Below are 11399 nucleotides of genomic sequence, written 5' to 3'. Positions count from 1 at the left end.
GCAGGTGCGCCTCGTCGAAAAAGAACACCAGCTTGGGCTGATCGGGATCACCGATCTCTGGCAAACGTTCGAACAGCTCGGACAACAGCCACAGCAGAAAAGTGGCGTACAGGCGCGGCGCCTGGTAGAGCCTGTCGGCGGCGAGGATGTTGACCATGCCGCGCCCCTGGCCATCGGTCTGCATCAGGTCGTCGATATTGAGCATGGGCTCGCCAAAAAATTGGTCGGCGCCCTGGGTTTCGAGCTGCAGCAGCCCGCGCTGGATGGCGCCCACACTGGCTGCGCTGATGTTGCCGTACTCGGTGGTGAAGCTTGCCGCGTTGTCGCCCACCTCCTGCAGCATGGCGCGCAGGTCTTTCATGTCGAGCAGCAGCAGGCCGTTGTCGTCGGCGATCTTGAACACGAGGTTAAGCACCCCGGTCTGCGTCTCGTTGAGCTGCAGCAGACGCGCCAGCAACAGCGGCCCCATGTCGGAAATGGTGGCGCGGATGGGATGGCCCTGCTCGCCGAACACGTCCCACAGCGTCACCGGGCTGGCGCCGAAAGTCGGCTCGGGCAGGCCTAGGGTTTTGAGCCGTTCGGCCAGTTTGGGGCTCAGACTGCCCGCTTGTGAAATTCCGGTCAGGTCGCCCTTCACATCGGCCATGAACACCGGCGTGCCGATGCGCGAAAACGCCTCGGCCAGCACCTGCAGACTCACGGTCTTTCCGGTGCCGGTAGCGCCGGTGATGAGGCCGTGGCGATTTGAAAGGCGCGGCAGCAAGTGGCATTGCACCTTGCCGTGCTGGGCGATGAGGATGGGATCGGACATGGCGGTAGCCTGGGTGTGAGGGGGGTCGAGCGCACGGCGCGAAAGTAGAATTCGCAGTCTATCAACGCCCTCGCTGCACGCTGTCACCCTGCCGCAGGGCATCCCTCAGGAGCATCGCACCACCATGGCCGGACATTCCAAATGGGCCAATATCCAGCACCGCAAAGGCCGTCAGGACGAAAAACGCGGCAAGGTCTGGACCAAGATCATCCGTGAAATCTCGGCCGCGGCCCGTCTGGGCGGCGGCGACCCCAACGCCAATCCCCGCCTGCGCATGGCGGTGGACAAGGCCAAGGCGGCGAACATGCCCGCCGACACGGTGAAGAAAAATATCGACAAGGCCACTGGCGCGCTCGAAGGCGTGCACTACGAAGAAATTCGCTACGAAGGCTATGGCGTGGGAGGCGCGGCGATCATCATCGACTGCCTGACCGACAACCGCGTGCGCACGGTGGCCGAAGTGCGCCATGCGCTGTCCAAGAACGGCGGCAATCTGGGCACCGAGGGCTCGGTGGCCTTCCAGTTCAGGCATTGCGGACAGTTGGTGTTCGCGCCCGGCACCTCGGAAGACAAGGTGATGGAAGTGGCGCTCGAAGCCGGGGCGGACGACGTGATCGCGGATGACGACGGTGCCATCGAGGTACTCACTCCGCCGGCCCAGTTCGAAACCGTGCGCGCCGCGCTCGAAGCCGCCGCGCTGCAGCCGGAACTGGCCGTCATCACCATGCGTGCCGACAACACGGTCGAGCTTGCGGGCGACGACGCCGAAAAGATGCAAAAACTCATCGACGCCCTGGAAGACCTTGACGATGTCCAAGAGGTCTATCACAACGCCGCCTTCGCCTAGAGAGCCGCATTCACCATGAAACTCCTCGTCATCGGTTCCGGCGGACGTGAACACGCCATTGCCTGGAAGCTGGCGCAATCGCCCCGCGTACAGACGGTCTATGTTGCGCCGGGCAACGGCGGCACCGCGCTTGATTCCCGACTGGAGAACCTGCAGGTAGCCAACGCCGAAGAACTGGCCGAGTTCTGCGTGCGCGAAAAAATCGCCTACACCGTGGTCGGCCCCGAAGCGCCGCTGGCCGCAGGCATCGTCGATGGCTTTCGCGCCCGCGGCCTGAAGATCTTCGGCCCGACGCGCGCCGCCGCCCAGCTCGAAAGCTCCAAGGCGTTCTCCAAAGACTTCATGGCGCGGCACCACATTCCCACCGCGGTCTATGCCACGTTTGAAGACGCCGCGGCGGCCCATGCTTATGTGGACGAGCACGGTGCGCCCATCGTCGTCAAGGCCGATGGCCTGGCCGCGGGCAAGGGCGTGGTGGTGGCGCAGACGGCGGACGAAGCCCACGCCGCCATCGACGACATGCTGCAGGCCAACCGCTACGGCGTGCAGCACAACGCGGGCCGCGCACGCGTGGTCATCGAAGAGTTTTTGCAGGGCGAGGAAGCCAGTTTCATCGTCATGGTCGACGGCCTGCATGTGCTTGCGCTGGCCTCCAGCCAGGACCACAAGCGCCTGCTCGATGGCGACAACGGCCCCAACACCGGCGGCATGGGCGCCTACTCACCAGCGCCCGTGGTCACCCCCGAGGTTCACGCGCGGGTGATGCGCGAAATCATCCAGCCCACCGTCAAGGGCATGGCGGCCGACGGCATTCCCTTCACCGGCTTTCTCTACGCCGGACTGATGATCGACGCCCAGGGTCGCGCCAAGACGCTGGAATTCAACTGCCGCATGGGCGACCCGGAAACCCAGCCCATCATGGCCCGTCTCAAGAGCGACCTCTCGGTGGTGTTCGAGAAGGCCATCGCCGGTCAGCTCGATCAGGTGGAACTGGAGTGGGACCGCCGCACCGCCCTGGGCGTGGTGCTCGCCGCGCACGGCTACCCTGAGAGCCCGCGCAAAGGCGACGCGATCACCGGCATTCCTCCCGAGGCGGCCGACTGCGTCACCTTCCACGCCGGCACCACGCTCGACGCGCAGGACGTGCTGCGCACCTCCGGTGGCCGTGTGCTGGCGGTCACTGCGCTAGGCGATTCGCCGCGCATCGCGCAGCAACGGGCCTACGAGGCCGTCAACACGATTCACTTCGACGGCATGCAATGCCGCCGCGACATCGGCTGGCGGGCGATCAAGCGATAAGCTGAACGTTGACCTGCGCCTGCAAGCCGGGCAAAGCGGCCGGATCGAACAGTTCGGTGCCGGGTTGTTGGGAAGTGCCGCTGCCGCAGGCCAGGGCGAGGCGTAGGGCATCAGCGGGTGCGGCCTGGCGCGAGAGGGTGGCGACCAAAGCGCCGACCATCGAATCGCCCGCGCCGACGGTGGACACCACCGCCACCTCGGGCGCGTGGCCGATATAGGTCTGGGCGCCTACCAACACCGCGCCTTCGCCGCCCAGAGAGACGCAGACCCACTCCACACCTTGCGCATTCAGCACGCGGGCCTCGCGGATGATGTCGTCCCGCGTGGGCAGGGGGCGGCCGACGAGTTGTTCGAGTTCGAAGCGGTTGGGCTTGATGAGAAAGGGCCGGGCGGCCACTGCCTGCGCCAGCGCATCGCCCTGCGCGTCTACCACGGGTTTTGCGCCTTGGGCACGCAGGGCGGCGCACAGGTCGGCGTAGTAGCTGGACGGCACGCCGGGAGCTCGCGAGCCAGTCAGCACCGCGTAGCCATTGCGGGCGAGCTCGAGCACTTCGGCGCTGATGCGGTCCAGCGTGGGGGCATCGATCACCGGCCCGGTGGCGCTGACCTCGAACTGGGCGCGCGGCTGGCGCTGCTGCAAGGTGGTGTTGATGCGGGTTTCGCCGTCGATGCGCACCAGATGAGGATGGTCGATCTGCCCGCCGATCAGCCGCTCGAACAGCATGCCGATTTCACCCGCCACGGTGGCGCAGGCCCACGCCGGAATGCGCAGCCGCTTGAGTGCGCGCGCCACATTGATGCCGTTGCCGCCGGGATCAAGCCGCGTGGCGGTGGCGTGAACCTTCTGGTCTTCGATCAGTTGCGGAATGTCGTAGCTCACGTCCACGCAGGGGTTGAGCGTGAGGGTGACGATGGGCGGCATGTCGGCCTGAACGGGGGTCATGCGGTTTCCTCTGGAAGCCTGTCGCGCTTGAGTCGCGTAGAGCGAATAAAGGGGTGGGGATGCCCTCAACCATAACCGCCCCCGCCGGGCGTTTGAATGACAAACACGTCTCCGGGCTGCATTTCTGCGCTGGCGCAGGCAGGCAGCGGCTCAGTGCGGCCGTCGGCGCGTTCGATCTGGTTGACGCCCACCGCGCCGGGCGCGCCGCCCGCCATGCCGAAGGCCAGCACGCGGCGGCCGTTGGAGAGAATGCCTGCGGTCATCGGCTCCAGAAAGCGAATGCGTCGCACCCCGCCGTCGCCGCCGCGCCAGCGCCCGGTGCCGCCGGAACCAGCGCAGATGGCGAAGCTCTCCAGTCGCACCGGGTAGCGCCATTCCAGCACTTCGGGGTCGGTCAGGCGGGAATTGGTCATGTGGTTCTGCACCACCGACGTGCCGTCGAAGCCCCCGGTCTGCTGGCCCTGCGCATCGAACACACCTCCCGCGCCGGAGCCGCCCGCGATGGTCTCGTAATACTGATGCTGTGCGTTGCCGAAGGTGAAGTTGTTCATGGTGCACTGGCTCGCGGCCTGCACGCCCAAAGCGCCGAACAGTGCGTTGGTCACGCACATGCTCACTTCCACATTGCCCGCCACCACGGCGGCAGGCGGATGCGGCGCCAGCATCGAGCCTTCAGGCACGATGAGGTGCAGGGGCTTGAGGCAACCGGCGTTGAGCGGAATGTCGTCGCCCACCAGACAGCGAAAAACGTACAGCACCGCCGCCACGGTAACGGCCTTGGGCGCGTTGAAGTTATCGGGCTGCTGCGGCGAGGTGCCGGTGAAGTCGATCTCGGCTTCGCGCCGCTCGCGGTTGAGGCGGATGGCCACGCAGATGCGCGCGCCGCTGTCGAGCTCCAGGCTGAATGCGCCGTCGCGCAGCGCGCCGATCACCCGGCGCACCGCGGCCTCGGCGTTGTCCTGCACATGCTGCATATAGGCGCGCACCACGTTCAGACCATAGTCGGCCACGAGTTTGCGCAGTTCGTGCGCGCCGGTCTGGTTGGCCGCGATCTGGGCCTTGAGGTCGGCCAGATTTTGCTGCGGATTGCGCGCCGGCCAGCGTCCGCCAGACAGCAGCGCCAGCACTTCGGCTTCGCGCAGGCGGCCTGCATCCACCAGCTTGAAGTTGTCGATCACCACGCCTTCTTCAAGAATGCTGCGCGAGAACGGCGGCATGGAGCCCGGCGTGATGCCGCCGATGTCGGCATGGTGGCCGCGCGAACCCACAAAAAACAGCACTTCGCGCCCGGCGGCGTCGAATACCGGCGTGACCACGGTGACATCGGGCAGGTGCGTGCCGCCGTGATAGGGGTCGTTGAGCATGAACACATCGCCAGGCCGCAGGGTGGCGCGGTTTTCGCGGATGACCGTCTGGATGCTCTCGCCCATCGACCCGAGATGCACCGGCACATGCGGCGCATTGGCGATGAGATGGCCCTGCGCGTCGAACAGCGCGCAAGAGAAGTCCAGCCGCTCCTTGATGTTGACCGATACGGCGGTGTTTTGCAGTTGCACCCCCATCTGCTCGGCGATGTGCATGAACTGGTTGTTGAACAGCTCCAGCCGCACCGGGTTGACCGCAGTGTCGTCGTCGCACGCGCGAGTCTGGGCGGCCTGCCGTTGCAGTTCCACATGGCCGGCCGCGGTGATACGGGCGCGCCAGCCGGGCTCGACGAGCAGGGTGGTGTGGGCATCAGCGAGCAACGCGGGGCCATCGACGTGCTGGCCCGGCTGGCACTCGGCGCGCCGCACCAGCACCGCGTCTTGCCAGCGGCCGCCGATGAAAACGGGCAGCCGGGTGTGGGAGGGCATGGCGCCCTTCACTTCCGTCTGCAGCGCCTCGTGGTGCAGCGGCGCGCCGCCGCCAGCGGCCTCCACCGACAACGCCTCGACCACCAGGCCACGCTCGGGCATGTGGTGGGCGTAGCGCTGCAGATAGATGCGCTCGAATTCGGCTCGCATCGCCGCAGCGTCTTGCAGCGCCACTGGCAGCGCGCTATCGCTGCCCGCGTAGCGCAACAGCACGCTGACCCGCAGGCGGATGCTGCCCGCGTCCACGCCCTGCGCCTGCAGTTCTTGCCGGGCCTGCGCCGCCAGCGCGTCGCGCAAGTCGTGCAGGCGCGGCAGCAGATCGCTTTGCAGCGGCGCTTCCACGCTGCGTTGCTGCATGGCGGCCTGCTCGGCCAGCCCCATGCCGTAGGCGGAAAGCACCCCGGCGAAGCGATGGATGAACACCCGCTCCATGCCCAGCGCATCGGCCACGCTGCAGGCATGCTGCGCCCCGGCGCCGCCAAAACACTGCAGCACATAGGGCGCCACGTCATAACCGCGCGCCAGCGAAATGCGCTTGATCGCCCCGGCCATGGCCTGCACCGCAATGGCGAGATAGCCCTCGGCCACATCCTCCGGGGTTTGCGGCTGGCCGGTGTTGCGGGCGATGCGCGCGGCCAGCTCGACGAAGCGCTCGCGCACCACGTCGGCGTCCAGCGGGGCGTCGGCCTGCGGCCCGAACACGGACGGAAAGTGCTCGGGGCGAATGCGGCCGAGCATCACATTCGCATCGGTGATGGTCAGCGGCCCGCCGCGACGGTAGCTGGCCGGGCCGGGGTTGGCGCCAGCCGAGTCGGGCCCCACGCGCAGACGCGCACCGTCGAAATGCAGAATGGAACTGCCCCCGGCCGCCACGGTATGAATATGCAACATCGGCGCGCGCACCCGCACCCCAGCCACCTGGGTATCAAACACCCGCTCGAACTCGCCCGCGTAGTGCGACACATCAGTCGAGGTGCCCCCCATGTCAAAGCCGATGACCTTGGCATGGCCCGCCTGCTGCGCGGTGCGCGCCATGCCCACGATGCCGCCTGCCGGGCCAGACAGAATCGCATCTTTCCCATCAAAGGAGTGGGCCTCGGTCAACCCGCCACTGGACTGCATGAACAGCAGCCTCACCCCCGGCATCTCGGCGGCCACCTGATCGACATAGCGCCGCAAAATGGGCGAGAGATAGGCGTCGACCACCGTGGTGTCGCCGCGCGAGACAAACTTCATCAGCGGGCTGGTTTCGTGCGAGGTACTCACTTGCGTGAAACCGACTTCGCGGGCGATGCGCGCCGCCGCAAGCTCATGCGCCGTCTCGCGCCAGCCGTGCATGAACACAATGGCCGCCGCGCGCAGCCCGGCATCGAAGGCGCCCTGCAGATCGCGCCGCAAGGCCTCGGCATCGAGCGGCTGCAGCACCGCGCCGTCCGCGCCCACGCGTTCCTGCGCCTCGATCACCCGGCTGTAAAGCAGCTCGGGCAACACGATGCGGCGGTCGAACAGTCTGGGACGGTTTTGATACGCAATGCGCAGCGCATCGCGAAATCCGCGCGTGGTGACCAGCACCACCGGCTCGCCCTTGCGCTCCAGCAGCGCATTGGTCGCCACCGTCGTGCCCATGCGCACACTCTCCACCTGCGCCGACGTGATCAAAACCCCCTGCGGCAACCCCAGCAGTTGGCGTATGCCCGCCACCGCCGCATCGCGGTATTGCTCCGGGTTTTCCGACAGCAGCTTGTGCGCCTCCAAAGTCCCATCGGGCCGGCGCGCAACGATGTCGGTGAACGTGCCGCCACGGTCGATCCAGAATTGCCAGCGATCGGTCGGGGCAGGCATGGCAGAGGCTCAGCTGTTCTGCACGCTGATGGTCGGGAACTTGGCGGTGTAGTCGCGGCCTTGCTGCGCGACTTTCACCGCCACGGCGCGGGCGATGGACTTGTAGCTCTGGGCGACGGCGCTCTCCGGGTCGGCCACCACGGTGGGGCGGCCGCTGTCGGCCTGCTCGCGGATGCGGATGTCCAGCGGCAGGCCGCCGAGATAATCCACCTTGAAATCGCGGCTCATTTTCTCGCCGCCGCCCGCGCCGAAGATGTGCTCGACGTGGCCACAGTTGGAGCACACATGCATCGCCATGTTTTCGACGATGCCGAGAATGGGAACGCCCACTTTCTCGAACATCTTCAGGCCTTTGCGCGCATCGAGAAGGGCGATGTCCTGCGGCGTGGTGACGATGATTGCGCCGGTCAGCGGCACACGCTGGCTCAGGGTCAGTTGAATGTCGCCGGTGCCCGGCGGCATGTCCACGATGAGGTAGTCGAGGTCTTGCCACGCGGTCTGGCGCAGCAGTTGTTCAAGCGCCTGCGTGGCCATGGGGCCGCGCCAGATCATGGGGTTGTCGGCCTCGATCAGCAGACCGATGGACATGACCTGTACGCCGTAGTTTTCCAGCGGCTCCATGTTCTGGCCGTCGCGGCTTTGCGGCTGGCCCGACACGCCCATCATCATGGGCTGGGACGGGCCGTAGATGTCAGCGTCAAGCAGGCCGACACGGGCACCTTCCGCCGCCAGCGCGAGCGCGAGGTTGGCCGCTGTGGTGCTCTTGCCCACCCCGCCCTTGCCCGAGGCCACCGCGATGATGTTCTTCACTTCCGGCAGCGGCTTGAGCCCGCGTTGCACTGCGTGCGACACCACCCGGCTGCGCACCGCCACCGAGACGTTCTGCACCCCCGGTACGGCGCGCAGCGCGGCGATGACCTGCTTCTGCAGATCGGCATGCAGGCTGCGCGCGGGGTAGCCGAGTTCAACTTCGAGCGACACGTCGCCGCCGTCCACGCGCAAGTTTTTGATGGCCTTTTCCGCGACCAGCGAAGCGCCGGTCTGGGGGTCTTGAAGGGTTTGCAGCGCGGCCTGAACCGCAGAATCGAGAGCTTGGGACATGGTCAACCAGAAGTAGGAATATCGAAGTCATTGCAGTGTAGAGCCGACCGCGCCCGCGCGATGTGCCCGGCTGAGCAGTCACCGAGCAGCCATTTTGATGCGCTGCGACAATGCCGCATTCCCTCCCGTTTTCCCATGCCAGCAAACACCTCCGTTTCTGCCGCGCACTCTGCGGCACAACCGTCGCTTTCGCCTCATTTCATTGGCTATATGGCCGTGGCCTGCGGCATTTCGGTGGCCAACATCTACTACGCCCAGCCCCTGCTGGAGCAGTTCGCGCAGCAGTTTCACACCACCGTGGCCGGCGTGGCGGCCGTGCCCTCGGCCACGCAGATCGGCTACGCCGCGGGGCTGATGTTCCTCGGCCCGCTGGGCGATCGGCATGCGCGGCGCCAGGTGATTCTCATCATGGCCGCGCTGCTCATCCCCGCGCTGATCGGCGCTGCGGTGGCGCCCAGCGTGTTGCTGCTCGCCACCGCCTCGTTCGCCATCGGCATGCTCTCCAGCATTGCGCAGCAGATCATTCCCATGGTGGCGCACCTCGCGCCGCCGCAGGCGCGCGGCAAGGCCATCGGCCTGGTGATGAGCGGCCTGCTCGTGGGCATTCTGGGCGGTCGGGTGCTGGCCGGCGGCATCGCGGCGCTGCTGAACTGGCAGGCGGTGTTCGTCTTCGCCACGCTGGTAAACATTGGCATGTGGATCATGCTCTGGCGCGTGCTGCCGCGCCTGCCGGTTGATGCGCACGCCACAGACCAGAGCTATATCGCCCTGCTCGGCTCCACCCTGAAGCAGTTCGCTCTGCATCGCGATCTGCGCTTCGCCGGCATCACCGGCGGGCTGTTTTTCGCCAGCTTCAGCGTGTTCTGGGTGGGACTCACGCCGCTGCTGCAAAGCCCCGCTTATGGCTTCGGCCCGGCGGTGGTGGGCGCCTTCGGCATTCTGGGCATCATGGGCGCCACGGTGGCGCCGATCTCCGGTCGCTATTCCGACAAGCCGGGCGGGCCGCGCCGCGTGCTGTTTGTCGCGCTGGCGCTCACCGTGCTGTCGTGGGCCTTGTTCGCACCGGGCACGCTGGGCCTGTGGTGGCTGATCGCCGGGGTGCTGGTGCTCGACGCCGGGGTGCAGGGCGCGCAGATTGCCAACCAGACCCGCATCTACGCCCTGGACGCCGCCGCGCGCAGCCGCATCAACGCCATCTACATGACGCTCTACTTCATCGGCGGCTCGGTAGGCTCATTCGTCGCCAGCCATGCGTGGACGGCGGGCGGCTGGCCCGCCGTGACTGCGGCGGGCGCCGGCTTCGCGCTGGCGGCGCTGCTGCTGCACGCCGCCAGTGGCCAGCGCAACACCGCTTAACGCCCGAGATCGTCGAGCACGGCCAGCGTGGCTTCGGCCTGGTTCAGGGTGTAGAAATGCAGCCCTGGCGCGCCGCTGGCGATGAGTTCTTCGCACAGGCTGCTGACCACCTCGCGGCCGAAGGCGCGGATGCTCTCGCGGTCGTCTCCGTAACTCTGCAGGCGCAATCGCACCCAGCGTGGAATCTCGGCGCCGCACACCTCGGAGAAGCGCAGGAGCTGGCTGGAATTGGTGATGGGCATGATGCCCGGCACCACGGGCACGTCGAGGCCGAGAGCCCGCACATCGTCGACAAAACGGCGATAGGCCGCAGCGCTGTAAAAGTACTGCGTGATGGCCGAGTTCGCCCCGGCGCGCACCTTGTCGGCGAAATGCTGCAGATCATCGAGCGGGCTTCTGGCCTGCGGATGCATCTCGGGATAGGCGGCCACTTCGATGTGAAACGCGCCGCCCATCTCGGCGCGGATGAACGCCACCAGATCGCGGGCATGGTGGAACTCGCCGCCGATGCCATAGCCCGAAGGCAGATCGCCGCGCAACGCCACGAGACGCTTGACGCCCGCGGCCTGAAAGGCGTGCAGATGCCCGCGCACCGAATCACGGCTGGCGCCAATGCACGACAGATGGGGCGCGGCGTCCACGCCTTCGGCGAGGATGTCGCGCACCGTCTGCAGCGTGCCTTCCTGGGTGGAGCCGCCGGCCCCGAAGGTCACGGAACAGAACTCGGGCTGGCGCGCATACAGGCGTTGCCGCACCGCCCGGAGTTTGTCCGCGCCCTCGGGCGTCTTGGGCGGGAAGAACTCGAAGCTGAGACCGAGCGAGGGTGTGGAGGCCATGCGCATCAGTACCGGTAGTGGGCCGGCTTGTACGGACCGTCCTTGGGCACATTGATGTAGGTGGCCTGCTGGTCGCTCAGGGTGGTGAGCTGCACATTGAGGGTGCTGAGCTGCAGGCGCGCGACGTGCTCGTCGAGGTGCTTGGGCAGGGTGTAGACGCCCACGGGGTATTCGCCGGGCTTGGCAAACAGTTCAATCTGCGCCAGAGTCTGGTTGGCGAAGCTGGAGCTCATGACATAGCTCGGATGCCCGGTGCCGCAGCCCAGGTTCACCAGACGGCCCTTGGCCAGCAGGATGATGCGCTTGCCCGGTTTGCCATCAACAGAAGGGAAGATGATGTGATCGACCTGCGGCTTGATCTCTTCCCACTGATACTTCTCGATACCCGCGACGTCGATCTCGTTGTCGAAGTGACCGATGTTGCAGACGATGGCCTGATTCTTCATGCGGGCCATGTGATCGTGGGTGATGACGTGATAGTTGCCGGTGGCGGTGACGAAAATGTCGGCGT

The 11399-nt window shown here is 66.6% G+C and carries 9 protein-coding genes; 3 read left to right on the top strand and 6 right to left on the bottom strand.

What is annotated here, in order from left to right:
- On the bottom strand, window positions 1–811 hold an 811-nt coding region (locus tag AC2VLV_RS11565), incomplete at its 3' end, for a helicase HerA-like domain-containing protein (protein WP_486990128.1).
- Between the two features lie 124 nt (window positions 812–935).
- Between AC2VLV_RS11565 and AC2VLV_RS11560 the strand changes: the two genes are divergently transcribed.
- Together AC2VLV_RS11560 and purD are read left to right on the top strand one after the other, a co-directional pair.
- The gene (locus AC2VLV_RS11560; protein ID WP_486990127.1) at window positions 936–1658 is read left to right on the top strand and encodes a YebC/PmpR family DNA-binding transcriptional regulator; all 723 of its coding nucleotides are present in this window, start codon (window positions 936–938) and stop codon (window positions 1656–1658) included.
- Window positions 1659–1673: 15 nt separating this feature from the next.
- On the top strand, window positions 1674–2957 hold the full coding sequence (purD, locus tag AC2VLV_RS11555) for a phosphoribosylamine--glycine ligase (protein ID WP_486990126.1): 1284 nt from the start codon (window positions 1674–1676) through the stop codon (window positions 2955–2957).
- Here purD and AC2VLV_RS11550 read toward each other — a convergent pair.
- The 3 genes from AC2VLV_RS11550 to apbC all read right to left on the bottom strand — a co-directional run bounded on the left by AC2VLV_RS11550 (window position 2947) and on the right by apbC (window position 8696).
- A complete protein-coding gene (locus AC2VLV_RS11550; protein ID WP_486990125.1) occupies window positions 2947–3900 on the bottom strand; it encodes a 1-phosphofructokinase family hexose kinase in 954 nt (317 codons plus the stop codon). The genes purD and AC2VLV_RS11550 overlap by 11 nt on opposite strands.
- 65 nt (window positions 3901–3965) lie before the next feature.
- The gene (locus AC2VLV_RS11545) at window positions 3966–7595 is read right to left on the bottom strand and encodes a hydantoinase B/oxoprolinase family protein (protein ID WP_486990124.1); all 3630 of its coding nucleotides are present in this window, start codon (window positions 7593–7595) and stop codon (window positions 3966–3968) included.
- A 9-nt stretch (window positions 7596–7604) separates the two neighbouring features.
- Window positions 7605–8696 carry an iron-sulfur cluster carrier protein ApbC gene (apbC, locus tag AC2VLV_RS11540; RefSeq protein WP_486990123.1) on the bottom strand — a complete coding sequence of 364 codons (1092 nt, stop codon included), beginning with the start codon at window positions 8694–8696 and terminating at the stop codon, window positions 7605–7607.
- A gap of 135 nt (window positions 8697–8831) precedes the next feature.
- On the opposite strand from apbC, the gene AC2VLV_RS11535 reads away from it, so the two are divergent.
- Window positions 8832–10052, top strand: a complete 1221-nt coding sequence (locus AC2VLV_RS11535) for an MFS transporter (RefSeq protein WP_486990122.1) — start codon at window positions 8832–8834, stop codon at window positions 10050–10052.
- Here the strand turns inward: AC2VLV_RS11535 and metF are convergent.
- Both metF and AC2VLV_RS11525 read right to left on the bottom strand, forming a co-directional pair.
- Window positions 10049–10888 carry a methylenetetrahydrofolate reductase [NAD(P)H] gene (gene metF / locus AC2VLV_RS11530; protein WP_486990121.1) on the bottom strand — a complete coding sequence of 280 codons (840 nt, stop codon included), beginning with the start codon at window positions 10886–10888 and terminating at the stop codon, window positions 10049–10051. The genes AC2VLV_RS11535 and metF overlap by 4 nt on opposite strands.
- A gap of 5 nt (window positions 10889–10893) precedes the next feature.
- A partial coding sequence (locus tag AC2VLV_RS11525) for an adenosylhomocysteinase (RefSeq protein WP_486990120.1) occupies window positions 10894–11399 on the bottom strand: 506 nt, incomplete at its 5' end.

The sequence above is a fragment of the Thiomonas sp. TH-17 genome (assembly GCF_057473305.1).
Note: the sequence above shows the minus strand (reverse complement) of the source record. Positions and strands in the feature narration are given on the sequence as shown.

Bases quoted from the DNA above. Each gene is read 5' to 3' on its own strand.
- AC2VLV_RS11560 (WP_486990127.1), top strand. From the start codon at position 936: ATGGCCGGACATTCCAAATGGGCCAATATCCAGCACCGCAAAGGCCGT.
- purD (WP_486990126.1), top strand. From the start codon at position 1,674: ATGAAACTCCTCGTCATCGGTTCCGGCGGACGTGAACACGCCATTGCC.
- AC2VLV_RS11550 (WP_486990125.1), bottom strand. From the start codon at position 3,900: ATGACCCCCGTTCAGGCCGACATGCCGCCCATCGTCACCCTCACGCTC.
- AC2VLV_RS11545 (WP_486990124.1), bottom strand. From the start codon at position 7,595: ATGCCTGCCCCGACCGATCGCTGGCAATTCTGGATCGACCGTGGCGGC.
- apbC (WP_486990123.1), bottom strand. From the start codon at position 8,696: ATGTCCCAAGCTCTCGATTCTGCGGTTCAGGCCGCGCTGCAAACCCTT.
- AC2VLV_RS11535 (WP_486990122.1), top strand. From the start codon at position 8,832: ATGCCAGCAAACACCTCCGTTTCTGCCGCGCACTCTGCGGCACAACCG.
- metF (WP_486990121.1), bottom strand. From the start codon at position 10,888: ATGGCCTCCACACCCTCGCTCGGTCTCAGCTTCGAGTTCTTCCCGCCC.